26 protein-coding genes and 1 other RNA gene are annotated in these 24,737 nt (G+C 68.4%); 14 read left to right on the forward strand and 13 right to left on the reverse strand.

Annotated elements, in window-relative coordinates; all coding sequences use genetic code 11:
- Positions 1 to 95: 95 nt before the first annotated feature.
- The 3 genes from ABNQ40_RS21350 (at position 96) to ABNQ40_RS21360 (ending at position 3,416) form a co-directional block, all read left to right on the forward strand.
- Entirely contained in the window at positions 96 to 1,604 is a 1,509-nt protein-coding gene (locus ABNQ40_RS21350; protein ID WP_109050304.1) for a leucyl aminopeptidase, read from the forward strand.
- Between the two features lie 51 nt (positions 1,605 to 1,655).
- Positions 1,656 to 2,105, forward strand: coding sequence for a DNA polymerase III subunit chi (locus ABNQ40_RS21355; RefSeq protein ID WP_109050303.1), 450 nt, complete (start codon positions 1,656 to 1,658; stop codon positions 2,103 to 2,105).
- Between the two features lie 99 nt (positions 2,106 to 2,204).
- Positions 2,205 to 3,416, forward strand: a complete 1,212-nt coding sequence (locus ABNQ40_RS21360; RefSeq protein ID WP_109490985.1) for an ATP-binding protein — start codon at positions 2,205 to 2,207, stop codon at positions 3,414 to 3,416.
- A 43-nt stretch (positions 3,417 to 3,459) separates the two neighbouring features.
- Here ABNQ40_RS21360 and ABNQ40_RS21365 read toward each other — a convergent pair whose 3' ends face one another.
- Together ABNQ40_RS21365 and ABNQ40_RS21370 are read right to left on the reverse strand one after the other, a co-directional pair.
- Positions 3,460 to 4,227 (reverse strand): class II glutamine amidotransferase, encoded by a 768-nt coding sequence (locus ABNQ40_RS21365; RefSeq protein ID WP_109050302.1) that lies wholly within the window; start codon positions 4,225 to 4,227, stop codon positions 3,460 to 3,462.
- Between the two features lie 149 nt (positions 4,228 to 4,376).
- Positions 4,377 to 5,441 carry a DUF2125 domain-containing protein gene (locus ABNQ40_RS21370; protein ID WP_109050301.1) on the reverse strand — a complete coding sequence of 355 codons (1,065 nt, stop codon included), beginning with the start codon at positions 5,439 to 5,441 and terminating at the stop codon, positions 4,377 to 4,379.
- Positions 5,442 to 5,562: 121 nt separating this feature from the next.
- On the opposite strand from ABNQ40_RS21370, the gene ABNQ40_RS21375 reads away from it, so the two are divergent.
- Together ABNQ40_RS21375 and ABNQ40_RS21380 are read left to right on the forward strand one after the other, a co-directional pair.
- Positions 5,563 to 6,168, forward strand: coding sequence for a gamma-glutamylcyclotransferase (locus tag ABNQ40_RS21375; protein ID WP_109050300.1), 606 nt, complete (start codon positions 5,563 to 5,565; stop codon positions 6,166 to 6,168).
- Between the two features lie 78 nt (positions 6,169 to 6,246).
- On the forward strand, positions 6,247 to 8,247 hold the full coding sequence (locus ABNQ40_RS21380) for a M1 family metallopeptidase (protein WP_247879840.1): 2,001 nt from the start codon (positions 6,247 to 6,249) through the stop codon (positions 8,245 to 8,247).
- A 50-nt stretch (positions 8,248 to 8,297) separates the two neighbouring features.
- On the opposite strand, the gene ABNQ40_RS21385 is transcribed toward ABNQ40_RS21380, so the two are convergent.
- The 4 genes from ABNQ40_RS21385 to pdeM form a co-directional block, all read right to left on the reverse strand.
- A complete protein-coding gene (locus ABNQ40_RS21385; RefSeq protein WP_109050299.1) occupies positions 8,298 to 9,506 on the reverse strand; it encodes a GTP-binding protein in 1,209 nt (402 codons plus the stop codon).
- Positions 9,476 to 9,946, reverse strand: a complete 471-nt coding sequence (locus ABNQ40_RS21390; protein ID WP_098739505.1) for a Fur family transcriptional regulator — start codon at positions 9,944 to 9,946, stop codon at positions 9,476 to 9,478. Before ABNQ40_RS21390 ends, ABNQ40_RS21385 begins: the two co-directional genes overlap by 31 nt.
- A gap of 276 nt (positions 9,947 to 10,222) precedes the next feature.
- Positions 10,223 to 11,695 carry a deoxyribodipyrimidine photo-lyase gene (locus ABNQ40_RS21395; protein ID WP_109050298.1) on the reverse strand — a complete coding sequence of 491 codons (1,473 nt, stop codon included), beginning with the start codon at positions 11,693 to 11,695 and terminating at the stop codon, positions 10,223 to 10,225.
- Between the two features lie 77 nt (positions 11,696 to 11,772).
- The gene (gene pdeM, locus ABNQ40_RS21400; protein ID WP_109050297.1) at positions 11,773 to 12,510 is read right to left on the reverse strand and encodes a ligase-associated DNA damage response endonuclease PdeM; all 738 of its coding nucleotides are present in this window, start codon (positions 12,508 to 12,510) and stop codon (positions 11,773 to 11,775) included.
- A gap of 124 nt (positions 12,511 to 12,634) precedes the next feature.
- Between pdeM and ABNQ40_RS21405 the strand changes: the two genes are divergently transcribed.
- Positions 12,635 to 13,018 carry a 2Fe-2S iron-sulfur cluster-binding protein gene (locus ABNQ40_RS21405; protein WP_109050296.1) on the forward strand — a complete coding sequence of 128 codons (384 nt, stop codon included), beginning with the start codon at positions 12,635 to 12,637 and terminating at the stop codon, positions 13,016 to 13,018.
- Positions 13,019 to 13,041: 23 nt separating this feature from the next.
- On the opposite strand, the gene ABNQ40_RS21410 is transcribed toward ABNQ40_RS21405, so the two are convergent.
- The 3 genes from ABNQ40_RS21410 to rpsU form a co-directional block, all read right to left on the reverse strand.
- Positions 13,042 to 15,543, reverse strand: a complete 2,502-nt coding sequence (locus ABNQ40_RS21410) for a ligase-associated DNA damage response DEXH box helicase (RefSeq protein WP_109050295.1) — start codon at positions 15,541 to 15,543, stop codon at positions 13,042 to 13,044.
- A gap of 55 nt (positions 15,544 to 15,598) precedes the next feature.
- Positions 15,599 to 16,432: a 3-methyl-2-oxobutanoate hydroxymethyltransferase gene (gene panB, locus ABNQ40_RS21415; protein WP_109050294.1), complete on the reverse strand. Its 834-nt coding sequence runs from the start codon at positions 16,430 to 16,432 to the stop codon at positions 15,599 to 15,601.
- 221 nt (positions 16,433 to 16,653) lie between these two features.
- Positions 16,654 to 16,857 (reverse strand): 30S ribosomal protein S21, encoded by a 204-nt coding sequence (gene rpsU / locus ABNQ40_RS21420; RefSeq protein ID WP_012974546.1) that lies wholly within the window; start codon positions 16,855 to 16,857, stop codon positions 16,654 to 16,656.
- Positions 16,858 to 17,073: 216 nt separating this feature from the next.
- Between rpsU and def the strand changes: the two genes are divergently transcribed.
- Positions 17,074 to 17,634: a peptide deformylase gene (gene def, locus ABNQ40_RS21425; protein ID WP_109050293.1), complete on the forward strand. Its 561-nt coding sequence runs from the start codon at positions 17,074 to 17,076 to the stop codon at positions 17,632 to 17,634.
- A gap of 24 nt (positions 17,635 to 17,658) precedes the next feature.
- Positions 17,659 to 18,354 carry a COQ9 family protein gene (locus ABNQ40_RS21430; RefSeq protein ID WP_109050292.1) on the forward strand — a complete coding sequence of 232 codons (696 nt, stop codon included), beginning with the start codon at positions 17,659 to 17,661 and terminating at the stop codon, positions 18,352 to 18,354.
- A 37-nt stretch (positions 18,355 to 18,391) separates the two neighbouring features.
- Here ABNQ40_RS21430 and ABNQ40_RS21435 read toward each other — a convergent pair whose 3' ends face one another.
- From ABNQ40_RS21435 to ssrA, 3 genes are all read right to left on the reverse strand, one after another.
- Positions 18,392 to 18,754: a TfoX/Sxy family protein gene (locus ABNQ40_RS21435; protein ID WP_098739512.1), complete on the reverse strand. Its 363-nt coding sequence runs from the start codon at positions 18,752 to 18,754 to the stop codon at positions 18,392 to 18,394.
- A 12-nt stretch (positions 18,755 to 18,766) separates the two neighbouring features.
- Positions 18,767 to 19,264 carry an SspB family protein gene (locus tag ABNQ40_RS21440; protein ID WP_109050291.1) on the reverse strand — a complete coding sequence of 166 codons (498 nt, stop codon included), beginning with the start codon at positions 19,262 to 19,264 and terminating at the stop codon, positions 18,767 to 18,769.
- A 79-nt stretch (positions 19,265 to 19,343) separates the two neighbouring features.
- Positions 19,344 to 19,704, reverse strand: a transfer-messenger RNA (tmRNA) gene (gene ssrA, locus ABNQ40_RS21445).
- 120 nt (positions 19,705 to 19,824) lie between these two features.
- Between ssrA and thyX the strand changes: the two genes are divergently transcribed.
- Positions 19,825 to 20,766: an FAD-dependent thymidylate synthase gene (gene thyX / locus ABNQ40_RS21450; protein WP_109050290.1), complete on the forward strand. Its 942-nt coding sequence runs from the start codon at positions 19,825 to 19,827 to the stop codon at positions 20,764 to 20,766.
- A 17-nt stretch (positions 20,767 to 20,783) separates the two neighbouring features.
- Positions 20,784 to 21,218 carry a hypothetical protein gene (locus ABNQ40_RS21455; protein WP_247879839.1) on the forward strand — a complete coding sequence of 145 codons (435 nt, stop codon included), beginning with the start codon at positions 20,784 to 20,786 and terminating at the stop codon, positions 21,216 to 21,218.
- Positions 21,219 to 21,241: 23 nt separating this feature from the next.
- On the opposite strand, the gene ruvX is transcribed toward ABNQ40_RS21455, so the two are convergent.
- Complete coding sequence (ruvX, locus tag ABNQ40_RS21460) at positions 21,242 to 21,787, reverse strand: Holliday junction resolvase RuvX (RefSeq protein ID WP_391348833.1); 546 nt, start codon at positions 21,785 to 21,787, stop codon at positions 21,242 to 21,244.
- A gap of 73 nt (positions 21,788 to 21,860) precedes the next feature.
- Here ruvX and ABNQ40_RS21465 point away from each other — a divergent pair, with 73 nt between their 5' ends.
- The 4 genes from ABNQ40_RS21465 to gatA all read left to right on the forward strand — a co-directional run bounded on the left by ABNQ40_RS21465 (position 21,861) and on the right by gatA (position 24,704).
- Positions 21,861 to 22,403, forward strand: a complete 543-nt coding sequence (locus tag ABNQ40_RS21465; RefSeq protein WP_109050289.1) for a GNAT family N-acetyltransferase — start codon at positions 21,861 to 21,863, stop codon at positions 22,401 to 22,403.
- Positions 22,404 to 22,529: 126 nt separating this feature from the next.
- The gene (locus ABNQ40_RS21470; RefSeq protein WP_109050288.1) at positions 22,530 to 22,847 is read left to right on the forward strand and encodes a hypothetical protein; all 318 of its coding nucleotides are present in this window, start codon (positions 22,530 to 22,532) and stop codon (positions 22,845 to 22,847) included.
- A gap of 88 nt (positions 22,848 to 22,935) precedes the next feature.
- Positions 22,936 to 23,223 (forward strand): Asp-tRNA(Asn)/Glu-tRNA(Gln) amidotransferase subunit GatC, encoded by a 288-nt coding sequence (gatC, locus tag ABNQ40_RS21475; RefSeq protein ID WP_042691134.1) that lies wholly within the window; start codon positions 22,936 to 22,938, stop codon positions 23,221 to 23,223.
- Positions 23,223 to 24,704, forward strand: coding sequence for an Asp-tRNA(Asn)/Glu-tRNA(Gln) amidotransferase subunit GatA (gene gatA, locus ABNQ40_RS21480; RefSeq protein WP_109050287.1), 1,482 nt, complete (start codon positions 23,223 to 23,225; stop codon positions 24,702 to 24,704). The genes gatC and gatA overlap by 1 nt, the downstream gene beginning before the upstream one ends.
- Positions 24,705 to 24,737: the final 33 nt, after the last annotated feature.

The raw sequence follows: 24,737 nt of genomic DNA on the forward strand, positions 1-24,737 counted from the left end.
TTGACAGCCGGGGTGGCGCGCTCCTTATCGGTGGGGTAGGCTTTCCGCCGTCGAGACCATCCGGGCGCGTTCGCCCAACCCCTCAAGAGGACCAGATGAAGTTCTCCTTCGCCAAGCTGTCCCTGCCGGCCTCCGGCGTGCTCGCCGTGACCGTCGCCGCCGACCGCAGCCTCGGCCCGATCGGGCGCGAGCTGGATCAGAAGACCGGCGGGGCGCTGGCCCGCGCCATGGCCGCCGCCCGCTTCAATGGCAAGAAGGACGAGACGCTGACGCTGCTCGCCCCGGCCGGGACCGAGCTTGACCGCATCCTGCTGGTCGGCATCGGCAAGGGCGCCGACCTGACCGATCTGGTTCTCCAGTCCGCCGGCGGCGCCATCGCCGTGCAGCTGGACAAGGCCGCCGACGAGGCCGCGCTGCTGGTCGAACTGCCGGAGGGGACCACCCTGTCGCCGGCATCCGCCGCTGCCGAGATCGCCTTCGGCGCGCAGCTGCGCTCTTACAAGTTCGACAAGTACCGCACCAACGACCGGAAGTCCGACAAGAAGGAGCCGAAGCCCAGCCTGCGCAAGCTGACGCTGCTGGTCGAGGATGACGGTGCGGCCAAGTCGGCCTTCAAGAAACTGGATACGCTGGCCGACGCCATCCGCTTCACCCGCGATCTGGTGTCGGAGCCGGCCAACGTCATCTATCCGGAAAGCCTCGCCGAGAAGACGAAGGAGCTGGAGCAGTTCGGCGTCGAGGTCGAGATCCTCGACCAGAAGAAGCTGCGCAAGCTCGGCATGGGCGCCCTGCTGGGCGTCGCCCAGGGCAGCGCCTGCGAGCCGCGCGTCGTCGTCATGCGCTGGAACGGCAACCCGGAGGCCGACGACAAGCGTCCGGTCGCCTTCATCGGCAAGGGCGTGACCTTCGACAGCGGCGGCATCTCGATCAAGGGTGCGGCCGGCATGGAAGACATGAAGTGGGACATGGGCGGCTCGGCCACCGTGATCGGCACCATGTACGCGCTGGCCGCCCGCAAGGCGAAGGTCAATGCCGTCGGCATCGTCGGGCTGGTGGAGAACATGCCGTCCGGCACCGCGCAGCGTCCGGGCGACATCGTCACCTCGGCGTCGGGCCAGACCATCGAGGTCATCAACACCGACGCCGAAGGCCGCCTGGTGCTGGCCGACTGCCTGTGGTACGCGCAGGATGTCTACAAGCCCAAGCTGATGGTCGACCTCGCCACCCTGACCGGCGCCATCATCATGGCGCTGGGCCACGAGCATGCCGGCCTGTTCTGCAACGACGACGATCTCGCCATGAACCTGACGGCCACCGGCCTGAAGGTGGGCCAACCGGTGTGGCGCATGCCGATGGGCGACGCCTATGACAAGGAGATCGAGTCGCCGGCCGCCGACATGAAGAACACCGGCTCGGGCGGCGGCGCCGGCAGCATCGTCGGCGCGCAGTTCCTGAAGCGCTTCGTCAACGACACGCCGTGGGCGCACATCGACATCGCCGGCGTCGCCTGGGCGAAGAAGGACGGCGCCACGGTTCCGAAGGGGGCGTCGGCCTTCGGTGTGCGGCTGCTCGACCGCTTCGTGGCCGACTTCCACGAAGCCTGACCGCGGCAGGGCCTGATCGCGAAAGGAAATGTCTGCGTGCGTGAAGGGGCCATGACGGAAGTCCGCTTCTACCACCTGCAACGGCGCACGATGGAACAGGCGCTGCCCAAGATCCTGGAGAAGGTTCTTGAGCGGAACTGGCGTGCCGTCGTGCTTGCCGGCTCAGCCGAGCGGGTGGACATGCTGAACCAGCACCTGTGGACCTACGATCCCGGCTCCTTCCTGCCGCACGGTGCTGCGCGCGACGGCTTCGCCGAGCGCCAGCCGGTGTGGCTGACCGACACCGACGAGAATCCGAACAGCGCCACCGTGCTGGTCACGGTGGACGGCTGCGTCAGTGACCGGATGGATGGGTACGACCTCGTCTGCGATCTGTTCGACGGCAACGACGACGAGGCGGTGCTGGCCGCCCGCCAGCGCTGGAAGGCCTGCAAGGCAGCCGGCCACAGCCTGACCTATTGGCAGCAGACCGACCGGGGCGGTTGGGAAAAGCGTGCCTGAGCGGCTGCCTTTGACGGTGTCCGTTCATTTCCATTGCATTCGATCCGTTCAGGGGCAAAATTGATTGCCTATGCGGACGGTTCAAAGGTGCATGCTCCGATGAACAGGAGCCAGATCGACCCGGCGCTCGCCCAGCAGGTCAAGGACGCGAGCATCCTGATCGTGGACGACAACCCGTCCAACGTCGAACTCCTGCGGGAAATCCTCAGTCATGACGGCTACAGCCGGGTCCGCGGCGAGACCGACCCGCGCAAGGTGCCGGACCTCTGCGTGGCCGAGCCGTTCGACCTGCTGCTGATCGACATCCGCATGCCGCACATGAGCGGCTTCGACCTGATGGAGCGGCTGAAGCCGATCTTCGACGGCGACTACGTGCCAATCCTCGTGCTGACCGCCCAGACTGATCAGGAAACCCGGCGCAAGTCGCTGGAGTTGGGTGCCAACGATTTCCTGACCAAACCCTTCATCGCCTGGGAATTGCTGCACCGTGTCCGCAACATGGTGGAGATCCGCAAGCTCTACCGCCGCGCCGCCGAACAGAACCGCGAGCTTGAGCTTCGGGTGACGGAACGCACCGCCGAACTGTCGGACGCGCTGGAGGCGGCGCGCAAGGCAGACCGCGCCAAGCTGGACTTCCTGGCGGTGATGAGCCACGAGCTGCGCACCCCGCTCAACTCCATCATCGGCTTCGCCGACGTGCTGGCGGCCGAGGGGATGGGCAAGCTGGGCCATCCCGATTATCTGGAATATGTGAAGCTGATCGAGGAAAGCGGCCGGTCGCTGCTGACCATGGTCAACAACATCCTCGACTATACGCGCGGCTCCACCGGCTCCATCGAGATCCAGGAAAGCGACGTCAACATCCCGCAACTGCTGGCCGGCTGCGCCGACATGCTGGCGCCGAAGGCTGTGGGCAAGCAGCTGTCGCTGACCGTCCAGCCCTGTCCGTCCTTCCGCATGCGCATCGACCGACGGCGGCTGCGCGAGATGGTGTTGAACCTGCTGGACAATGCGGTGAAGTTCACCCAGTCCGGCGGCCATGTCGCGGTGACGGTGGAGGATCGCGGCGAGTTCGTCGGGCTGACCGTGCGCGACGACGGGCCGGGCATCCCCACCGAACTGATGGGGCGCATCTTCAACCCCTTCACCCAGGCCGAGCGCTCGCTGGTGCGCCAGCATGAAGGGGTCGGGCTGGGCCTGCCCATCGTGCGGCGCTTCGCCGAACTGCATGGCGGCGGGGTGGAACTGGACAGCGCATCGGGCCGTGGGACGGCGGTGACGATCCTGCTGCCGAAGGACCGGCTGCTGTAAGGTAAGGGGAGGGCGCCGGACGCCCCCCCCGGATCCTCCCGGCTCAATGAAAGGTGAACATCTCCGGCGCGGCGCCGACGCGCGCCACCAGCCCGCCGCTGGGCGGCACCGGACGCCACTGGTCGCGCTGGGAATCGACCGGTTCCGACACCACGATCAGGCCATTCTCGCCATGGCGCCAATAAAGGCTCGGCGGCTTGTCGTCGGAGGCCCAGCGCACCGCCCACACCCGGTCGCCATCGGTCCAGGTGGCGGTGAAGCGCAGGGGGGCGGTGATATCCAGCGCCCGCATCTTGTCGCGGATGGCGTGCAGCACGCGTTGGAAAGCGCCGACCGAATCACGCTCCAACCCCTCGCCGAGGGCGGCGAGGAAGATCGCCTCGCTGTCGGTAGTGCCGGTGCGGACACTGTACAGCTCGTCCGGGATCATCGCCTCGACCCGACGGCGCAGGCGCGGCCAGTCGCCGACCTGTCCGTTGTGCATGAACAGGAAGCGCCCGGCCTTGAAGGGGTGGCAGTTGGCCCGGCTGACCGCGGTGCCGGTCGCCGCCCGCACATGGGCGAAGAACAGGTGGGAGCGGACATGGCTGCAGATCGATTGCAGATTCTCGTCCGACCACGCCGGGCGGATCTCGCAATAGCGGCCGGGCTCGGTCCGCTCGCTGTACCAGCCGACGCCGAAGCCGTCGCCGTTGGTCTCGGTCTTCGCCTCCGCGGCGTGCATCGATTGCTCGATCAGGGAATGACAGGGCGTGCAGACCAGCGTTTCCAGGAACACGGGCTCGCCGCAATAGGCAAGAAACCGACACATCGACCGACGCACCATGGCAGCCGCGACAAGGACTGCGTCAATTTGACCCGATGCGCCGTGTGAAACAAGATGCGCCGGTCACGGAACCGTCATGCGCCCCGGCAGGTGTTGCATTTCCGCCGTTCGGACAGGGTGCCGCCCCGTTTTTGTCACCAGACGAGTTTGGGGAGGGCGGCGACACGCAGCGGCCCAACGAACAGGGACCGGTCCTGCACGGTGACCGGGGCGGTAACCACCTGTTCGCCGTTAGGGCCGGTCGGACGGGCCAGCATGGCCAACACGGTCCTGGCGATGGCCGCCTCGTTCGGGCGCATCATCGGCTTGACCGCATCGAGAACCGCGGGGGCGCCACGGATTTCCGCGGTCAGCGCCGCCTGCGGCTGCAACTGGGCGTCCAGCGCCAGCGTGCCCGACAGCACCGCCCCCAGCGGCCCCCAGTCCAGCGCCAGTCGGTCGACCTCGACCGTGCCGCCGTCGCGGCTCCAGGCCGACAGGCTGGCCGGCTCCGGCCGCGGCGGGGTTCCCATGACGCGCAGGGTCAGTTCGGTCCGCTTCACCTCGCGGCCCAGGTTCGGCGGCATGCCGTCGGGCAGGGTCAGCCCGTCGGCGGTCAGCGTCAGGGTCAGGCCGGCGGTCCCGCGTTCGGCCGGCGGCTGCTCCGGCTGGGCGGCGCCGATGTCCAGCGCGGCGACCGGCACCGTCTGGCCCGCGACCTGTGCGGTCAGGCCGGTGAAGCGCAGGGCGAGCCGTTCCAGCGTACCCGACATCCGCATGGTCAGGTCGCCGTTTCCGCCATTCGGGGCCAGGATGTCGAGCGGCGGCTGGCCGGGCTGGACGACGGACAGGCGATGTTCGCCGGGAAAGGTGAGCGCGATGTGGGTGGGGTTCCAGGGGGCGGCCTCCGCCACCAGACGCGCGCCCTGCCACTCGGCACCGCGCGTGGCCAGATGAGGCTTGTCCAGTTCCGCCCGCAGGGTGAGGGGGAAGCCATGGACGGTCAGTCCGCCATGCTCCACCACCGCGCCGTTGGCGCGCTGGTCGGCGACCCAGCTCTCCAGTCCGTCGCGCACGGTGCGGGCCGCCTGCCACCACCACAGCGAATAGGCGACGGCCGGCAGCAGCACCATCATCAGCGCGAGGATGGTCGCGATCCGGCGGCCGGTCAGCAGGCGGCGTGGCGTGGGAGAAAGGGCGTTGGGTTGCATCGGTGGCATGTCCGTTCCATCTCCGTACCGTTATAGCGACCCCGGAACCCGCATGCTAGGCTCGGTGGCTGCCGATTCGGTCCTGTTTTCCCCTGCGAATTTTCCCAGCGATCTTCCTCAGCGATCCTCAATGGCCCCCGACTCATCGCTTCCCCATCCCGCCTGGACGCACGACATCGCCGTCGAGCCCGGCGCCGACCTGTGGGTCTTCGGCTATGGCTCGCTGATGTGGAACCCCGGTTTCCCCTTTGTGGAGCGGCACGCGGCGACCCTGCCGGGATACCACCGCAGCTTCTGCGTCGCCTCCCACCGCTACCGCGGGACGCCGGAGCGGCCGGGGCTGGTGCTGGGGCTGGACCGTGGCGGCTCCTGCCGCGGCATCGTCTTCCGGGTGGCGGCTGCCGATGTGCCGGCCACGCTCGATTACCTGTGGGAGCGGGAGATGGACAACCGCGTCTATCTGCCGAGGATGCTGCGGGTGCGCCTGCGCGATGGCGGGGCTGCTGAAGGGGGGGAGCCTGTCAGCGCCTGCTGCTTCATCGTCGACCGCGGCCATCCGCAATATTGCCGCGGTCTGGACGAGGCGTCGGTCGTCTGCCGCATCGCCGACTGCTGCGGCCAGCGCGGCCCCAACATCGATTACCTCGCCAACACGGTCGAGCATCTGAAGGAGCTTGGCATCTGCGACGCCCGGCTGTCGAAGCTGTATGACCGGGTGCGTGGCGTTCCGGGGTGATCCGGCGGTCGTTCAGGGAGGCGGACGGCATCCTGGACAGCATCTGGGCGGCGTGATGCCGCGCTGGATCTGGGCGGTGTGACGCCGCGCTGGCGCTCCGTCGTCGGGGCGACCATCTTCATGGGCATGACGATCCTGCGCATTCCGGCTCTGGCCTTCGCGGGAGCGGTGCTGTCTCTGGGCGTGGTCGCCCCCGCCGGTGCCGCACCGCTTCACCACGACATCGACCTGACGCTCGATCCGGCCACCGGACGGATGGAGGCGGTGGACCGGCTGACCCTGCCGGCCGGGGCGCAGTCCCTGCGGCTGGACCCGGCGCTGGCGGTGCAGGAGGTGCGGGCCGGCGACAGGCCGGTTCCGGTGGATCGGCGCGGCGACCGTCTGCGGCTGGTGGTGCCGGAAGGGGCGGAGGTGGTGACCATCCGGTATGGCGGGCGGTTGCCCGGATTCGCTGCCGGCACCGGTCTGGCGCTGGATGGCGAGGGTGCCTTCCTGCCGGGGCTGGGCGGCTGGCTGCCCGATCCGGCTTCGGCCGCCGACGAGCCGCCGAGCTGGCGCCTGTCGGTGCGGGTGCCGGCCCCCTATGTCGCGGTCGCCACCGGCCGGCTGGTGGAGGAGGGGAATGAGGCCGGCGGCTACCGCGCGGTGTTCGCGGAGGATCGCAGCGTCGAGGAACCGTCCGTCTTCGCCGGCGCCTGGACGGTGGAGGAACGGCTGGCCGGACCCTTGCGCCTGCGGCTCTACCGCCATCCGGAACAGGCCGGGCTGGCCGACGGCTATCTCGGCCTGTCGGAGCAGGCGATCGCCGCCGGGGCCGCGCGCATCGGTGCCTATCCCTTCGACGGCTTCAGCATCGTCTCGGTTCCGCCCCCGGTCGGGCTGGGCTTCCCCTGCCTGACCGCCATCGGCCGGGCGGTGCTGCCGCTGCCCTTCATCCGCAGTCAGTCGCTGACCCACGAGATCATGCACAACTGGTGGGGCAACGGCGTCAGGGTGGGCGAGGGCGGCAATTGGGCGGAAGGGCTGACCACCTACATGGCCGACTATGCCGCCGCCCAGGCGCGCGGCGATGACGCGGCGCGGGCGATGCGGCTCGACTGGCTGCGCGACTATGCCGCCCTGCCGGCGGAGCGCGACCGGCCGCTGACCGGCTTCCTGTCCAAGACGCACGATGCCTCGCAGATCGTCGGCTATGGCAAGGCGGCGATGCTGTTCCACATGCTGGAGGCGGAGATCGGCCGCGACGCCTTCGACGCCGGCATCCGGAAATTCTGGAGCGGCTTCGCCTTCCGCAATGCCGGCTGGTCCGACCTGCGCCGATCCTTCGAGGCGGCGTCCGGCCGCGACCTCGGCGGGCTGTTCGGCCAATGGGTGGAGCGGCGGGGCGCGCCGATGCTGACCCTGGCCGATGTCCGCGCCGACGGCGACGGTGTGCTGCTGACCCTGCGGCAGGAGGCTGATGCGCCCTATGCTTTGGCGGTGCCGGTGCGGTTGGAGACGGCGGCCGGGGTGGAGGACCGCATCGTCCGTCTCGACGGCCGACAGGCGACGCTTCGGCTGCCCGCCAAAGCGGTGGTAAGGGCGGTGACGGTCGACCCCGATTTCGACCTGTTCCGCCGTCTGGCGCCGGGGGAGGCGCCGCTGATCCTGCGCGACGTCACCCTGCGGCCGGGTGCCGGGCGGGTGATCGCTGCGGATGGTGACGCGGCGGACGCGGCGCGGACTTTGGCCGGGCGGTTGATGGACGATGCCGGGAAGGAGGGCGGCGACAAGGCTGCGCCGGTGCTGCTGGTGGGAACCGACGCGGCGGTGGCGCGGGAGTTGGCGCGGCGGGGGCTGTCCCCGGTTCCAGCGGAACTCGCCGGGCGTGGCAGTGCCAGGGTGTGGGTGTCGCGTGCGGCGGACGGGCGGACGGCCCTGGTGGTGTCGGGCGTCGATGCCGAGGCGCTGCGCGCGCTGCTCCGGCCGCTGCCGCATTACGGACGGCAAAGCTGGTTGGTGTTCGAGGGGGCGAAGGCAGTGGACCGCGGCGTATGGACCGTCGGCGACAGCCCGCTGCGTCGGGTGGTGGACAGGTAGGAGAGAGCGGGCGCCACACATGCAGCGGGTGTGGCGCCCTGCCTTCGACCTTATCCCTCTTTCCCTTCGCCCCAGACCAGCCCGTTGAACAGCGGCTCGATCACCGGCTGGCCGACGTCGCGGGTGATGAAGACCAGTTTGGTGCGGTGGTCGTCGCTGGGCCAGTCCTCCAGCCGGACCGGCGGATGGAACATGTGCTGGACGCCGTGGACGACCACGGGCAGCTCGCTTTCCTGAACGTTCAGCAGCCCCTTCACCCGCAGCAGGTTCTCGCCGGCCTGGGCGATCAGCGCTTCCATGAAGTCGACGAAGCCGTTCCAGGGAATCGGCCGGTCGATCACCATGCAGAAGGCGCGGATGTGGTCGTCATGGCGGTTGGCGTCGTGGTGATGATGCTCATGGCCGCAGTCGGGACCGCAATGGTCGCCATGGTCGTGATCGTGGTGATGGCCGTGATCATGCCCGTGGTGATCATGGTCGTGATGCTCGTGCCCGTGGTCGTGATGCCCATGATGATGCTCGTGCGCCTTGGCCTGCTCGTCGCGATAGGCCTCCTCGCGCAGCCAGCGGGCGACGTCGGGGCTCTTGGTCTCCGGATTGTAGAGACCGGCGTCGAACAGCTTGGCCGGATCGATGTCGCCATGGGCGGCGGGAATGACCGGGGCGGCCGGGTTGATGGCGGCGAGGCGCTGCATCAGGGCGACGGTCGCCGCCGGGGTGGCGACGTCGGTCTTGGTCAGCACGATGCGGTCGGCGACGGCGGCCTGCTTGACGCTTTCCGGCTGGCGGTCGAACTGGAGCGAGCCGTGTGCCGCATCGACCGTGGCGATGACACCGTCCAGGCGGAAGCGGGCGGCCAGCAGCGGGTCCGACATCAGGGTGTGGATGATCGGGGCCGGGTCGGCGAGGCCGGTCGTCTCCACCACCACCCGGTCGAAATCGGGGATCTCGCCCTTCACCCGCTTCAGGAACAGGTCGCGCAGCGTGTCGACCAGATCGCCGCGGATGGTGCAGCACAGGCAGCCGCTGTCCATCAGCACCATGTTCTCCGACGCCTTGGCGACCAGCAGATGGTCGAGCCCGACCTCGCCGAACTCGTTGATGACGATGGCGGTGCGGGCCATGGCCGGGTTGCGCAGCAGGGCCTGGAGCAGCGTGGTCTTGCCGCTGCCGAGGAAGCCGGTCAGCACCGAGACGGGAAGACGGGCGGGAGGGGCGGCGGGAGCGCTCAACGGGGATTCTCCTGACAGGATTTGCACAGGCCGCGCACCTCGACGGTGGGGCGCTGGACACGGAAGCCGCGCCCGGCCGCCGCGGCGTCGATGGCGGCGCCGACACCCGGATCGTCGATCTCGGCGGCGTCGCCGCAGGCCTCGCACACCAGGAACTGCCCGGAATGGACATCCCCCGGCGCGGCACAGCCGACATAGGCGTTCAGCGATTCGATGCGGTGGACCAGCCCCTGCTCGACCAGGAACTCCAGCGCGCGGTAGACGGTCAGCGGTGCCGCCGCCTTGCCCTCCTGCTGGCTGAGATCCTCCAGGATCGCATAGGCGCCGCGCGGGCGGTGGCTGGACCACACCAGCTCCAGCACGCGGCGGCGCAGTGCGGTCAGCCGCGCCCCCCGTTCGGCGCAGAGCGCGTCGGCACGGGTCAGGGCATCGGCGATGCAGTGGGTATGGTCGTGAAGCGCGGACATGGGTGTTACTTTATAACACTCTGTTGGCCGTTGCAACCCGGCCAAGGGAAAAGGCGGCCCCGGGGGAGGGGCCGCCTTGCCGAGTGGCGATTGTTTTTTTGGGGCCGTCTTTTTCAAGAGCCGGGACGTGGCGCGACCGCGGGGCGGAGGTCGCCGTCCTTCTCGCTGACCCATTTGGGACGGGCAGGGCGGCCGCACCGGGCCGCTGTTGGCAGGATAGCGGGCCGGCATGACCGTTTGCAGGCGTGCCGGTGACCGTTCGATGAAGATTGCCCGTCAGTCGGCCGTCTCCGCCTTGCCCTTGCGCTCGTTGTAGAGCGCCAGCGCCCGGTCGCGCGCAACGGCATGGTCGAGGATCGGGCGCGGGTAATCGTCGCCCAGCTTGACGCCGGCCTGCCGCAGAACCTCGGTGGGCGCCGCCCAGGGCTGGTGGATCCAACGCGGCGGCAGCCGGTCCAGTTCAGGCACGTAGCGGCGGACGTAATCGCCCTCCGGATCGAACTTCTCGCCCTGCAGGACGGGATTGAAGACGCGGAAGAAGGGAGCGGCGTCGGCACCGCAGCCGGCCACCCATTGCCAATTGCCGGCATTCTGGGCCAGATCGCCGTCGACCAGCGTGTCCCAGAACCAGCGCTCCCCCTCCTGCCAGGGCAGAAGCAGGTCCTTGATCAGGAAGGAGGCGACGATCATCCGCACCCGGTTGTGCATCCAGCCGGTTTCCCACAGCTGGCGCATGCCGGCATCGACGATGGGATAGCCGGTACGCCCGCGTTGCCAGGCCCGCAGGCCGGCCGCGTCCTTGCGCCAGGGGAAGTCGGCGAAGCGGCGGTCGAGCGGGCTGTCGGGAAGCTCCGGCGCATGGTGCAGCAGGTGATGCTGGAACTCGCGCCAGCCGATTTCGCGCAGGAAGACCTCGACGCCGGGTGCCAGTTCCGGCCGGGCGTCGGCGGCATGGCGGGCGGCGTGCCAGATTTGCCGCGGCCCGATCTCTCCGAAGGCCAGATAGGGCGACAGGGCCGAGGTGCCGGGATGGTCCGGCCGGTCGCGCTCCGTCCCATAGACCCCGACCGGCCCGTCGAGGAAATCGGCCAGCCGCGAGCGCGCGGCCGTCTCCCCCGGCACCCAGCGCTTGCGCAGGCCCGCGGCCCAATCGGGCTTGGCCGGCAACAGGTCCCAGCTTTCGAGCGCGTCACTGGCCGGCGCGGATTTCGGCGCCTTCAGCGCGGCGGGGGCGCGGGTCGGCAGCGGCGGGTCGAGAGTGGCCGACAGATGCCGCCAGAAGGGGGTGAAGACCTTGAACGGACCGCCGCTCTTGTTCTTGACGGTCCAGGGTTCGGCCAGCAGGCCGGCATTGAAGCTGCGCGCATCGACACCGCGTGCCTTCAGCCGTTCCTTGATCGTCGCGTCGCGGGCGGTCTGGGCGGGGGCGTAGCGGCGGTTCCACAGCACGCAGTCCGCACCGGTTTCCGCGATCAGCTTTTCCAGCACCGCCCCCGGCTCGCCCCGGCGCAGCAGCAATGGCGAGCCATGGCGGGCGCAGCAGGTGGCCAGCCGTTCCAGGCTGCCGTGCAGCCACCAGCGCTGCGCTCCGCCCAGCGGCCAGGGATCGCCGGTCTCCTCTTCGAGGATGTAGAGCGGGATGACCGGCGCGCCGCGTTCCGCCGAGGCCTGGGCGGCGGCGGTGAGCGCCGGGTTGTCGGCAAGGCGCAGGTCGTTGCGGAACCAGACGATGATGGGAGAGGCGGACATGCACAGCGCTCGGTTGGACGTCTCCGGACCACCCGATATAGGCTGCGCTCACGCTTCGGCCAGAGCATTCGGCAGAGTCAGCGCGCGCGGTCCGGCGACAAACGGGCGCAGGGGAAACGGTAGACCCGGCCGCGCGCCGTCATCAGCACCTCGAACCCCGGTGCCAGCAGCCCGTCGAAGGCGGCGTCCAGCACATTCAGCCCGCCGGTGAAGCTGCCGAAGGCCGGCAGGATCAGCTTGGCCCCGTCATGGGCGAAGCAGCGCTCGCGCACCCGCCGCCCGGCGAGCGCCACCGCGGCGGCCGGATGCAGGTGGCCCGACAGCTCGCCGACGGCTCCCGGCTCGGCCTCGTGCCGGAAGGTCAGCGGGCCGATGGACAGTTCTTCCACCACCCGGCCGCCGAAGCCCTGCGGCGGTTCGGGGTCGTGGTTGCCGGTGATCCACACCCAGTCGGCAACGGCTTCGGTCAGGGCGCGCAGCCGCCCGACATCCGCCGGGTCCATCCGCTCCGCCGCCCGACGGTCGTGGAAGCTGTCGCCAAGGCACAGCACGCGCGACGGCTTGTCCCGTGCGATCAACTCCGCCAGCCGGTCCAGCGTCGCCCGCGTGTCGTAGGGCGGCAGCAAGCGGCCGCGCGCGGCGAAGGCCGAACCCTTCTCCAGATGCAGGTCGGCGACGGCGAGGATGCTCTCCGCCTGCCACAGCAGCGCGCCCGACGGATCGGCAAGCAGAGCGGCGCCGCGGAGTGTCAGGGCGGCGCGGCTGTCATCGCCCTGACAGGCAGGGCCGGGAGCTTGGGAGGAAGCTGACAACATTCGTTTACCGGCGATCATCGGAAATGGCCAATATCCATGAAATTTTTAAGGGCATGATGTTTGCAGCCGGACGGGCCGCCGCCGTGGAGGCATGGCGGATCACAACCATACTCGGAGGATACCCATGGCCACAGTGACGTTCACCGGCCTGAACATGCCCAAGGACATGACCGTCTACGCGGTCGCCGGCGATACCGGCACTCTGCTGGCGTTGGCGAAGAAGCACGACATCCCGATCCCGTTCCAGTGCCAGGACGGCGAGTGCGGGTCCTGCCTCGTCAAGGTGAGTTATCTCGACGGGAAGACCCCGATGGCCATCGATCTGACCGAAAAGGAGAAGGTTACCCTGTCCGTCAACGGCAAGCTGAACCGGGACCTGTTGGAGGCGGCGGAGAACGCCCACCGTCCGCCGCCCTACCGTCTGGCCTGCCAGTTCATCGTCCGTGACGAGACCATTCTGGTCGAGTTCAGCGGCGAGCCGGGTGTGGAGCCGGAACTGCGCAAGTAACCTGCGATCGGCATGGGGCGGTGTCACAACGACAACCGTCCCTGCTGCGGGCGCCCCGTTTCCGTTTTCGCGGGCCGCGGCGGAGCCAGTTCCGGCATCGCCTCGGCCAGCAGTTCGGCCTCGGCGGCGGCGAGCAGTTCGTCGGTGGCGCTGCCGTCCACGCGCTCGCGGCCGATCTCCAGGATCACCGGCACCGCCAGCGGCGAGATGCGGTCGAGATCCTTGTGGGTGATGCGCCCGCGCACCCGTGCCAGGAAATCGGACAGGCGGCGGATGTCGGTCAGTCCGCCGGCCGCATCGGCCCGCGTCGCCCGCAGCAGCACATGGCCGGGGTCGTGCTTGCGCAGCACGTCATAGATCAGGTCGGAGGAGAAAGTGACCTGCCGCCCGGTCTTCTCCTGTCCCGGATGGCGGCGGTCGATCACCCCGGCGATCAGAGCCACATTGCGGAAGGTCCGCCGCAGCATCGACGATTCGTCCATCCAGGCTTCCAGATCGTCGCCCAGCATGTCCTGGTCGAACAGCGCGTCCATATCCGTCGGCGAGCGCAGCGACCATACCGCCAGCACGTAATCGGTGGCGACGAAGCCCAGCGGTCCCAGCCCGAAGCGCTCCATCCGCCGGGTCAGCAGCATGCCCAGCGTCTGGTGGGCATTGCGCCCCTCGAAGGCGTAGGCGACGAGGAACTGCTTGCCGGCCTTGGGGAAGGTTTCGACCAGCAGCCCGTCGCGGCTGGGCAGGACGGAGCGGTAGCGCTGAAGCCGCAGCCATTCCTGCACATCCTCCGGCAAGCCGTTCCACTGGCGCGGATCGGCCAGCATGGCGCGCACGCGCTCGGCCAAGTGGGTGGACAGCGGCAGCCGCCCCCCGGCATAGGCGGGAACCTTCGGATCGCCGGTGCCGCCCTTGGCGACCTGGGCCTCCATCTCGCGCACGCCGAGGAATTTCAACAGCTGGCCGGCGAACAGGAAGGTGTCGCCGGGCGTCAGGCCCTGGATGAAATACTCCTCCACCTCGCCCAGCACCGGCCCGCGGTTCAGGCGGACGCGCAACAGCGCCTCCTGGGTGATGGTGCCGACATTCATGCGGTACTGGCGCGCCACCGCCGGGCCGGCCACCGCCATCCGACCATCCTCGCGCAGCTTCAGACGCTGGAACCGGTCATAGGCACCGAGCGCGTAGCCGCCGGTGGTGACGAAATCCAGCACGTCGTCGAACTCGTCGCGCGTCATCGCGGCATAGGGGGCGGCGGAGACCACCTCCTCATACAGCTCGTCGGGCAGGAAGGGGGCGGCGCAGGCCATGCCGAGCAGATGCTGGGACAGTACGTCGAGCCCGCCCGGCCGCGGCGCCTCGCCGTCCAGCGTGTGGTCGTGCACCGCCTCCAGCGCGGCGCGGCATTCCAGAACCTCGAAGCGGTTGGCGGGGACCAGCAGGGCGCGGCTCGGCTCGTCCAGCCGGTGGTTGGCGCGGCCGATGCGCTGGACCAGCCGGCTCGATCCCTTCGGCGCGCCGATCTGCACCACCAGATCGACCGCCGCCCAGTCGATGCCGAGATCGAGCGAAGATGTCGCGACCACTGCACGCAGTTCGCCGCGCGCCATGGCGCCCTCGACCTTGCGGCGTTGCTCCACCGCCAGCGAGCCGTGGTGCAGCGCGATGGGCAGATTGTCGTCGTTGACCCGCCACAGCGCCTGGAACACCAGCTCGGCCTGGGCACGGGTGTTGACGAACAGCAGGGTGGTGTGCTGGCGGCGGATACGCTCGTAGATCTCCTTCATGGCGTGCATCGCCATGTGGCCGGCCCAGGGCACGCGTTCCTGCGAGGTCAGGATCTCGACCTCCGCCTGGGCACCGCTGCGGCCCAGCACGAGGCGCACGTCGCAGGATTCGCTTCCGTCATACTGGCCGCGGCGCGACAGCCAGGCCAGCAGACGCTCCGGTTCCGCCACTGTCGCGGACAGCCCGACGCGGCGGGCGGCGGGGGCGAGCCGCGACAGCCGGGCCAGCCCGAGCGCCAGCAGGTCGCCGCGCTTGGTGCCGGCCAGGGCGTGCAGTTCGTCGATGATGACGCAGCGCAGATTGCGGAACAGCTTGTCGGCGTCGGTATAGGACAGCAGCAGCGCCAGGCTTTCCGGCGTCGTCATCAGCATGTGTGGCGGATGGGTGCGCTGGCGGCGGCGCTTGGCCTCCGGCGTGTCGCCGGTGCGGTTCTCCGCCCGGATCGGCAGCCGCATCTCGGCGATCGGCTGTTCCAGATTGCGCTGGATGTCGACCGCCAGCGCCTTCAGTGGCGAGATATAGAGCGTGTGCAGCCCCTCGCGCGGCCGTTCCGCCAGCTCGATCAGCGAGGGCAGGAAGCCGGCCAGCGTCTTGCCGCCACCGGTCGGCGCGATCAGCAGCGCGCTTTCGCCCCGTTCGGCTGCCTCCACCATCGCGACCTGATGCGGGTGGGGTGCCCAGCCGCGCGACCGGAACCACGCGGCGACGTTGGGCGGGATCAAGGCAGGGGGGGATGCATCCATGGCGGCCGGACTGTACCGGAACGCCTGGAACGTAGAAAGAACGAAGTGGGGGTGGTTACACCGCCGCCGCCTTCTTCATCCCGAAGCAATGCTCCGGTCCGGGGAAGGCGCGGGCCCGCACTTCGGCGGCGTAGGTCGCGGCGGCCTCGCTGACCGTCTCGCCCAGATTGGCGTAGCGCTTGACGAATTTCGGCTGGAAGGCGCCGAACAGTCCCAGCATGTCGTCGGTGACCAGGACCTGACCGTCGCAGGCCGGCGAGCCGCCGATGCCGATGGTGGGGATCGCCACCTCCTCGGTGATGCGGCGGGCCAGCGCCTCCATCGTGCCTTCGATCACCAGGGTGAAGGCACCGGCCTCGGCGATGGCGCGGGCGTCGGCGACGATCCGCTCCGCCGCCTCGGCATCGCGGCCGACCGCCTTGTAGCCGCCCAGCGTGTTCACGGATTGCGGCGTCAGACCGACATGGCCCATCACCGGGATGCCGCGGGCGGTCAGGAAGGCCACGGTCTCGGCCATCTCGATGCCGCCCTCCAGCTTGACCGCCTGGGCGCCGGTCTCCGCCATCACGCGGGCCGACGCGCGGAAGGCCGCCTCCTTGCTCTCCTGATAGCTGCCGAAGGGCAGGTCGACCACCACGCAGGCGCGCTCCGATGCGCGCACCACGGCGGCGCCGTGGGCGATCATCATGTCGAGCGTCACCGGAAGCGTGCTGTCCAGCCCATAGACCACCATGCCCAGCGAATCGCCGACCAGCAGGATGTCGACATGCGGGTCGAGCAGGCGGGCCACCGGGGCGGTGTAGGCGGTCAGGCAGACAATGGGCTCGCCCCCCTTGCGGGCGCGCAGCGCCGGGACCGAATGGCGGGCGGTGAGGTTGGAAGCGCTCATGATCGGGCCTTTCCAAGGCTGGACGCAGCGGGCCGAAGGGGGGGCGGTGCAGCTCGCTGACCATTCAATACGCTTGGCCGACGCACAGTCGAGCCAAGAAAAATGGCGCAGATACACCAAAACCGCCCACGCGAGGTTCGCGGGACGGTCGGGTGCAAGACACAAGGGGTCTTGGGCGCGCATCACACGCGCCCTTCGCAGTCGCTAAGCGCGACCGACGATTAGTAGCCCTCGCGTTCCATCCGCTTGCGGAGCAGCTTGCGGGTGCGACGCACCGCTTCAGCCTTCTCACGCGCACGCTTCTCCGAGGGCTTCTCGTAGTTACGGCGGAGCTTCATTTCACGGAAAATGCCCTCGCGCTGCATCTTCTTCTTGAGCGCGCGGAGGGCCTGATCGACGTTGTTATCTCGGACCAGAACTTGCACGTTAACCGTCACCCTTCCAAGTGAAGCATGTTGCGCCAAGGCAACAAATAGGCATGCGCGGCGGGCGCACCCCTTGTGTGGGCGCAGTGTGTAGCACGCCCCATCGCCTTTGTGAAGGGGAGTCTTCGGTTCACCAGCATAAGCCCGGCCATAAGCTCTGTTGGGAACCACAGGAAACGGTTGCCCCGGCCGTGCCCACACTCCAGATATAGAGACATGCCAGTGCTTCCAATCGCCCGGATGGGCAATCCCGTACTCCGCAAGATCGCGGAGCCCATCGCCGACCCGACCGATCCGGCAGTCGCCCGGCTGGCGGCCGACATGATTGCCACCATGCTGGACGCGCCCGGAGTCGGCCTTGCCGCTCCGCAGATCTCCGAGCTGCGCCGGATCGTCGTCTTCCGCGTCCCCGCCGACCGTGGCGAGGGGGAGGAGGTGGCCAACACCGTGCTGGTCAATCCGGTGATCGAGCCGCTGACCGACGAAAAGGTTCTGGGCTGGGAAGGCTGCCTGTCGATTCCGGGCCTGCGCGGGCTGGTGCCGCGCTACAAGCGCATCCGCTACCGCGGCTATGGCCTCGACGGCGCCCGGATCGAGCGGGAGGCTTCGGGTTTCCATGCCCGCGTGGTCCAGCACGAGGTCGACCACCTGGATGGCGTGCTCTATCTTGATCGCATGGACGATCTGCAGCTCCTGGTCTGCACCGAGGAGATGCATCACCTCAACGCCGCGCTGGCCGCGGCGACTCGTGACACCGACGCGCCGTCCCGGACCTGAGGGCCGGCGCAGGGAGAGTTTGCTATGAGCATCGACACGCTTCGCGACGAGATCCTGGTGGCGAGCCTGCCCAACGTCGTTTTCGACGGCTGGAGCCTGCAGTCCCTGCGCGACGGCACCCAGACGGCGGGACATGAGCCGTCGGCGCTGCTGCGCGCCTTCCCCGGCGGCGTCACCGATGCGGTGGAGCATTTCGCCGACTGGGCCGACCGTCAGATGCTCGACCGGCTGGAGGCCCAGCCGCTGGCCGAGATGAAGGTGCGCGAGCGCATCTCGCTCGCCGTTCGCACTTATTTCGAGGTGCTGGAGCCGTACCGCGAGGCCAAGCGCCGGCAGCTGTCCTATCTGGCCATGCCGCAGAATGTGGCGCTCGGCCTGCGGCTGCTTTACCGCACGGTCGATGCCATGTGGTTCGCCGCCGGCGACAGTTCGACCGACTACAACCACTACACCAAGCGGGCGCTGCTGGCGGCGGTGGTCAGCTCCTCCACCTTCTATTGGCTGGACGACAAGTCGGACGACCATGCCGAGACCCGCGCCTTCATCGACCGCCGTCTGGCCGACGTGATGGCGGTGGGCAAGGCGACCTCGTCGGTCGGCAAGCTCGGCTCGATGCTGAACCTCATTCCCAACCCCCTGCGTTTCGCCCGTCAGATGCGCCAGCGCACCACCGGCGCCCAGGCGAGCAACGCGACGGTCCACATGGCCGAGAATATCTGAGGGGAATACGCCCTCTCCCGACGCGGGAGAGGGCGCTTTATGTCCGCTTCGCCTTTGCGGCTTTCTTCGCCGCGGCCCGCAGCGCCGCCTCGAACCCCGACCGGGCCCAGGGCAGCAGTTCATCGCGGTCGTCGAACGCCGAATCGGGAGGTGGGTAGTAGGACAGGGTGGTGGGTTTGTCCGGCATCGGCCGGAAGGGCTCCAGGCCCAGCTCCGCAAAGGACGCTCGGTTCACGTCATCCGCCTTGAAATAGAGAATTTCGTCGGCGATCAGCGCGAAGGTCAGCCCGTCGATGGACAGGCCATAGCCGCCGAACATGCGGCGCACACGCACGTCGCCCAGCGGCGCCAGCATCTCGCAGAGTGTCGCGACATACTCGCTGGGCGGCTGGGCGGGCATCTGTTCGGAAAGTTACTTCTTGCGGAAGGCGTCCAGGGCCACGACCTCGCCACGCTTCGGCTCTTCGGCCGGGGCGCTTTCCTCTGCCTTCTCCTCCGCACGCTCGGCGGCGGCACGGGGCGGCATGGTCGCGACCTCCGCCGATTCGGCGGCGGCCAGCGGCTGGAACTGGAGGGCGAAGTTCACCGACGGGTCGGCGAAGGTTGTGATGGCGGCGAAGGGAATCACCAGCCGCTCATGCACGTTGTTGAAGCTCAGCGTGACCTCGAAATGATCATCCGTCACGTCCAGCCCGTAATATTGGAACTGGAGGACGATGGTCATCTCGTTCGGATACTGAGAGGACAGGTAATCCGGGATCTCGACACCGGGGAAGCCAGTGCGGAAGGTCAGGTAGAAATGGTGATTGCCCGGCAAGCCGCGCTCGGCAACCTCGGTCAGCGCGTCGCGGACAACGCCTCGCAACGCGGTTTCGACCATCCGGTCATAGCGGAGCTGCTCTTTCGGCATGCTTGGGCGGGTCCCTGGTAACGCGATCGGTCTTGCGTCCCGCCTTGGCCAAGGGCCGGCACGAAACGCTGGGAAGAGAGGTGTGGGCCTTCTGTTGCTAGGCGGCCCACGGCCCCACCCTTAGGCGCTAACCCTCGGGGATTAGGTTTAGGCTACCAGCCGCCGTTAGGCAGCGAGGCGAGCCTGAGCAACGTTGTCGTTGGCAACTATTGCAACGGCCCGATAACGGCGGAACCATGCCGAGCGAAAACCATGCCTTTACTACGCGTGTCGATCCTGTTTCGCCCCCAACGACCCCGGTCAACGAGTCCGGTGTATGGTTGGTGGAGGCGCCGGGTACCGCCCCCGGGTCCACAACGCTTATTCCACAAGGCGTTTATCGCCATAGTCGGCGAACCGACGTCGCGAATATAGGCACTCCCGCCCGGCAAGGGAAGGGCTTGTGTGACGTGATCGCCAAATGCGTTGCGGTGACGCGGGTAGGGCGCATTCCAGAAAGGCGGCTTGCACCCTCGTCCCGCACTGCTTAAGAGTCCGGCCGTTGCAGCCCCGGAGTCACCATGCCGATCACGCCCGAGCAGCGCGACGAAATCGATCGCCTGCGCGCCGTCACCGCCACCACCCGCCGCGCCACCGTCCCGGCCCTGGAGGACATCCTCTATCAGCCGCTGGAGGTGCTGGACCACGGCTTCGTCCGCGTCATCGACTATATGGGCGACGATGCTGCGGTCGTGCAGGCGGCGCGCGTGTCCTATGGCAAGGGCACCAAGAAGGTCAGCGAGGATTCCGGCCTCATCAAGTATCTGATGCGCCATCGCCACTCGACCCCGTTCGAGATGTGCGAGATCAAGTTCCATGTGAAGCTGCCGATCTTCGTCGCCCGCCAGTGGATTCGCCACCGCACCGCGAACGTGAACGAATATTCGGCGCGCTATTCCATCCTCGACCGCGAGTTCTACGTGCCGGCGCCGGAACAGCTGGGCGCCCAGGCCGTGGTCAACCGCCAGGGCCGCGGCGACGTGCTGGAGGGCGAGGAGGCCGCCAATGTGATGCGGCTGCTGCGCGAGGATTCCGAACGCGCCTACGGCCATTATGAGGAGATGCTGAACCACCGCGAGGACGGTTCGGTCATCGATCCTTCCCGCCAGGGGCTGGCGCGCGAGCTGGCGCGGATGAACCTGTCGCTGAACTACTACACGCAGTGGTACTGGAAGGTCGATCTCCACAACCTTCTGCATTTCCTGTCGCTGCGCGCCGATGCCCATGCCCAGTATGAGATCCGCGTCTATGCCGACGCGATGCTGGACGTGGTGAAGCGTTGGGTCCCGGCGGTCTACGAGTCCTTCACCGAATACCGCATGGGCGGCGCCCACCTGTCGCGCACCGGCCTGGACGTGGTGAAGCGCCTGCTGGCCGGCGAGCCGGTGACCCAGGAGGCCAGCGGCCTGTCAAAGCGCGAGTGGCGCGAACTGATGGACCAGCTCGGCCGTAGCGAGTCGTAAGAGGGGGAACCAGGACGATGACGCCGGATCAGGCCGAAAGCATCTATCGCCAAGGCCTGATCGCCGCGCAGGCCGGCCGCTGGGCCGAGGCGCAGGAGGCGATTGCCCAAGCCATCACCGCCCGTCCCGGCGTCGCCGTCTGGTGGGCCACATATGGGCTGGTGATGGAAAGCCAGGGCGATCTGCCGGGGGCGGTGCAGGCCTTCGCCGGGGCGCTGAACCTCGACGGCGATCTCGCCATGGCGATGGACGGCCTGCTGGCGGCGGCGGAGACGCTGGCCGCTGCCGGCCACGCCGATCTGGCGGAGGGCTGTTACTGTCGCGCGCTGGCGCTCGCCCCCGGCACGCGGGCCGCTCTCGTCAAGGCAAGCGCCCTGATGTTGGTGCAGGGGGTCGACCCGTCCAAACTGCTGCGCCGTGCCGCACTGCTTCAGCCCGAACGCCAGGCCTGACCGAACCGCCGCCGGGGCCGCGGTCAGTCCCGGTCGTCGTAGTCTTCGTCGTCCCGCTCGCCTTCGTCCGCTTCGGCGGCGAGGCGGCGCTGGTTGGCCAGCATGTCGAGCGCGCCCTGGAGGATGTAGGCGGCGGCCATCTTGTCGACCACCTCGTCCCGGCGCTTGCGGGTCATGTCGGCTTCGCCGATCATGAAGCGCTCGACGGCGGAGGTCGACAGCCGCTCGTCCCAGAAGGCGATCTCCGCCTCCCAGCCCAGCAGGTCGGAGCGCTCCAGCAGATTATTTGCGAAGGCGCGCACCGACTCGGCGCGCGGCCCCTCCGTCCCGTCCATGTTCAGCGGCAATCCGACCACCAGCCCGCCGATGCTGTAATCGTGGATGGTCTTGCCCAGCTCGCGTGCGTCCTGGGTGAATTTGGTGCGCTTCAGCGTGCCGATTGGGGATGCGACGATCAGTCCGGGATCGGCCACCGCCAGCCCGACGGTCTTGGTGCCGACGTCAAGGCCAAGCAATCGTTGGTTTTTGCCCAGCCGGGCCGCGAGTTCGCAGAGAGTGTGGATCATCATCCGACCATAGGGCCGCAGCCTTGTCACCGCAAGATCGCTTGAGTTGTTGTTAAAGATACTTACTCTTCTAAGTATGAGCAGCCCCCTCTCCCATGCCCTCCTGTCGCACCGGCCGCTTGCCGACGCCGACATCCCTACGATCTGCGGCTTTCCCCGCACGGCCGAAGAACTTTATTTCCTGTTTCCGCGGGCGGTCTGGCCGCTGACCCCGGATCAGGTCAGGGCGACATTGGGCATCCGCCGCGATCCCACCGTCGTCACCCTGGCGGAGAATGGGCGGGAGCGTGTGGTCGGCTATGCAAACTACGCCACCTTCGAGGATGGCCGCACCGCCAGCATCGGCAATGTCAGTGTCGATCCGGCCCTGCGTCGGCGCGGCATCGCCGAATATCTGGTGCGGACGATGATCGACCGCGCCTTCAACCATTACCGCCTGCCCGAACTGACGCTCTACTGTTTCAACACCAACACACCGGCCCTGCTGCTCTATGCCAAGATGGGCATGGCGCCCGTCGCGCTGGAGACGCGGGTGACGCCATCGGGCCGGCCCATTGCGCTGCTCAAGCTGCGCATGGATCACGCCAGCTGGTGTTCGGCCGCCCCCATCGCCGCCTGACCTTCCGAATATTTAATGATTGGGCCGCTGGCGGGGCGGGACATGAGGCGTATAGTCGGTCGCCTGTGGACGCGGCTGCCTCGGGCGCGGCTGCCGCGTGGCCCGAACCATCGACGGAGCGGACGGATGAGCAAATTGGGCGCGGATGCGAACCGGCGTGCGGTGCTGGCCGGACTTGTCGCCGGCGGTGCCGGGCTGTTTGCCGCCGGTGGGGCGAAGGCGATCACCGCGCAGTCCGGTTCGGATTACGGCGCCATGCTGGATGCCGCCTGTGGCGCCAGCGCCGACCACAAGCGTCAGATCACGGCGGTGGAGACGACTCTGGGCGTCCTTCTCCCCGACGCGCGGGTGGTGGAGGCGTTGCAGCGCACCCAATGCCCGTCCTGCGGATGCCCGCTGGCGCTGGCCGCCGGGCTTGCGAAAGGCGATGCCGGCGCCTTCTGAGCGGCGGAATGGCCGCAATCGTTGCGGATGAAGCCGGCGGGTGCTAGCTTCGCGGCCGATTTCCAATGTTTTGGAAGAGAGTAGAGGCATGTCGCTCGACAAGGCCACGGTGGCCAAGATCGCGCATCTGGCCCGCATCAAGGTGCCGGACGAGGAACTGGAATCCCTGGCTGGGGAACTGAGCCAGATTCTGACCTTCGTGGAACAGCTCAACGAGGTCGACACGAAGGACGTGCCGCCGATGACCAGCGTCGCCGCGCAGAAGCTGCGCCGCCGCAAGGACGAGGTCACCGACGGCGGCTACGCCGCGCAGGTCCTGTCGAACGGTCCGGAAACGGCCGAAGGCTTCTTTGTCGTGCCCAAGGTGGTCGAGTGATGACGGCGCTCACGCATCTGACGATGGCCGAGGCCCTGGACGGCCTCGCCAAGAAGGAGTTCACCGCGGTCGAGCTGACCGAGGCGCATGTGCGCGCGGTCGAGGCCTTGCGCCCCTTCAACATCTTCATCACCGAGACCCCCGACGCCGCCCTGTCGATGGCGAAGGCCAGCGACGAGCGCCGCGCGCAGGGTACCGCCGGTCCGATGGACGGCCTGCCCATCGCGGTGAAGGATCTGTTCTGCACCAAGGGCGTTGCCACCACCGCGGGCAGCCACATCCTGGACGGCTTCAAGCCGGAATATGAGTCCACGGTGACCTCCCAGCTGTGGCGCGACGGCGCCGTCATGCTGGGCAAGGTGAACCTGGACGAGTTCGCCATGGGCTCCGCCACCATCACCGCCCATCAGGGCGAGACGGTCAGCCCGTGGAGCCCCGGCGCGCCCGGCGCCTGGGAAAAGAAGATCGTCGCCGGCGGTTCGTCGGGCGGATCCGCCGCGGTGATCGCCGCGCGTGCAGCGCTGGGTGCCACCGGCACCGACACCGGCGGCTCGATCCGCCAGCCGGCCGGCTACACCGGCACCGTCGGCATCAAGCCGACATACGGCCGCTGCTCGCGCTGGGGCATCGTCGCCTACGCCTCCTCGCTGGATCAGGCCGGGCCGATGACCCGCACGGTCGAGGATGCGGCGATCATGCTGCGCTCCATGTGCGGGTTCGATCCGAAGGACTCCACTTCGGTCGATATGCCGGTGCCGGACTTCCGCGCCGCCCTGACCGGCGACATCCGCGGCCTGCGCGTCGGTATTCCCAAGGAATACCGTGTCGAGGGCCTGTCGGCCGAGATCGCCGCGCTGTGGGAGCAGGGCATCGCCTGGTTGAAGGAGGCCGGCGCCGAGCCGGTCGAAGTCAGCCTGCCGCACACCAAATATGCGCTGGCCGCCTATTACATCATCGCGCCGGCCGAGGCGTCGTCCAACCTCGCGCGCTATGACGGCGTGCGCTACGGCCTGCGGGTCGAGGGCGGCAACCTCAAGGAGATGTACGAGAACACCCGCGGCGCCGGTTTCGGCAAGGAAGTGCAGCGCCGCATCCTGATCGGCACCTATGTGCTGTCGGCCGGTTATTACGACGCCTACTACAACAAGGCCCGTCAGGTGCGCACGCGCATCAAGTGGGACTTCGACGAGGCGTTCAAGAGCTGCGACGTCATCCTGACGCCGACCGCCCCCAGCACCCCCTTCGCCATCGGCGAGAAGATGGACGATCCGGTGCAGATGTACCTGAACGACGTCTTCACCGTTCCGATCAACCTCGCCGGCCTGCCGGCCATGTCGGTCCCGGCCGGTCTCGGTGCCGACGGCCTGCCGCTCGGCCTCCAGTTGATCGGCCGCCCGTTCGACGAGGAGACGCTGCTGCGCGTCGGTCAGGTCGTCGAGAAGGCAGCCAACTTCACCGCTGTTCCGCCCTTCGTGGCGTGACGCGGGCGTCTTGACAGCGAAAGGGCCGGCTCC

Origin of the sequence: Azospirillum sp. A23 (genome assembly GCF_042938965.1) — a bacterium.
Classification (GTDB): domain Bacteria; phylum Pseudomonadota; class Alphaproteobacteria; order Azospirillales; family Azospirillaceae; genus Azospirillum; species Azospirillum melinis.

What these genes read in the sequence shown, in the direction of transcription:
- ABNQ40_RS21350 (WP_109050304.1), top strand. Translation starts at nt 96, where the DNA reads ATGAAGTTCTCCTTCGCCAAGCTGTCCCTGCCGGCCTCCGGCGTGCTC.
- ABNQ40_RS21355 (WP_109050303.1), top strand. Translation starts at nt 1,656, where the DNA reads ATGACGGAAGTCCGCTTCTACCACCTGCAACGGCGCACGATGGAACAG.
- ABNQ40_RS21360 (WP_109490985.1), top strand. Translation starts at nt 2,205, where the DNA reads ATGAACAGGAGCCAGATCGACCCGGCGCTCGCCCAGCAGGTCAAGGAC.
- ABNQ40_RS21365 (WP_109050302.1), bottom strand. Translation starts at nt 4,227, where the DNA reads ATGTGTCGGTTTCTTGCCTATTGCGGCGAGCCCGTGTTCCTGGAAACG.
- ABNQ40_RS21370 (WP_109050301.1), bottom strand. Translation starts at nt 5,441, where the DNA reads ATGCCACCGATGCAACCCAACGCCCTTTCTCCCACGCCACGCCGCCTG.
- ABNQ40_RS21375 (WP_109050300.1), top strand. Translation starts at nt 5,563, where the DNA reads ATGGCCCCCGACTCATCGCTTCCCCATCCCGCCTGGACGCACGACATC.
- ABNQ40_RS21390 (WP_098739505.1), bottom strand. Translation starts at nt 9,946, where the DNA reads ATGTCCGCGCTTCACGACCATACCCACTGCATCGCCGATGCCCTGACC.
- ABNQ40_RS21395 (WP_109050298.1), bottom strand. Translation starts at nt 11,695, where the DNA reads ATGTCCGCCTCTCCCATCATCGTCTGGTTCCGCAACGACCTGCGCCTT.
- pdeM (WP_109050297.1), bottom strand. Translation starts at nt 12,510, where the DNA reads ATGTTGTCAGCTTCCTCCCAAGCTCCCGGCCCTGCCTGTCAGGGCGAT.
- ABNQ40_RS21405 (WP_109050296.1), top strand. Translation starts at nt 12,635, where the DNA reads ATGGCCACAGTGACGTTCACCGGCCTGAACATGCCCAAGGACATGACC.
- ABNQ40_RS21410 (WP_109050295.1), bottom strand. Translation starts at nt 15,543, where the DNA reads ATGGATGCATCCCCCCCTGCCTTGATCCCGCCCAACGTCGCCGCGTGG.
- panB (WP_109050294.1), bottom strand. Translation starts at nt 16,432, where the DNA reads ATGAGCGCTTCCAACCTCACCGCCCGCCATTCGGTCCCGGCGCTGCGC.
- def (WP_109050293.1), top strand. Translation starts at nt 17,074, where the DNA reads ATGCCAGTGCTTCCAATCGCCCGGATGGGCAATCCCGTACTCCGCAAG.
- ABNQ40_RS21430 (WP_109050292.1), top strand. Translation starts at nt 17,659, where the DNA reads ATGAGCATCGACACGCTTCGCGACGAGATCCTGGTGGCGAGCCTGCCC.
- ABNQ40_RS21435 (WP_098739512.1), bottom strand. Translation starts at nt 18,754, where the DNA reads ATGCCCGCCCAGCCGCCCAGCGAGTATGTCGCGACACTCTGCGAGATG.
- ABNQ40_RS21440 (WP_109050291.1), bottom strand. Translation starts at nt 19,264, where the DNA reads ATGCCGAAAGAGCAGCTCCGCTATGACCGGATGGTCGAAACCGCGTTG.
- thyX (WP_109050290.1), top strand. Translation starts at nt 19,825, where the DNA reads ATGCCGATCACGCCCGAGCAGCGCGACGAAATCGATCGCCTGCGCGCC.
- ABNQ40_RS21455 (WP_247879839.1), top strand. Translation starts at nt 20,784, where the DNA reads ATGACGCCGGATCAGGCCGAAAGCATCTATCGCCAAGGCCTGATCGCC.
- ruvX (WP_391348833.1), bottom strand. Translation starts at nt 21,787, where the DNA reads ATGATGATCCACACTCTCTGCGAACTCGCGGCCCGGCTGGGCAAAAAC.
- ABNQ40_RS21465 (WP_109050289.1), top strand. Translation starts at nt 21,861, where the DNA reads ATGAGCAGCCCCCTCTCCCATGCCCTCCTGTCGCACCGGCCGCTTGCC.
- ABNQ40_RS21470 (WP_109050288.1), top strand. Translation starts at nt 22,530, where the DNA reads ATGAGCAAATTGGGCGCGGATGCGAACCGGCGTGCGGTGCTGGCCGGA.
- gatC (WP_042691134.1), top strand. Translation starts at nt 22,936, where the DNA reads ATGTCGCTCGACAAGGCCACGGTGGCCAAGATCGCGCATCTGGCCCGC.
- gatA (WP_109050287.1), top strand. Translation starts at nt 23,223, where the DNA reads ATGACGGCGCTCACGCATCTGACGATGGCCGAGGCCCTGGACGGCCTC.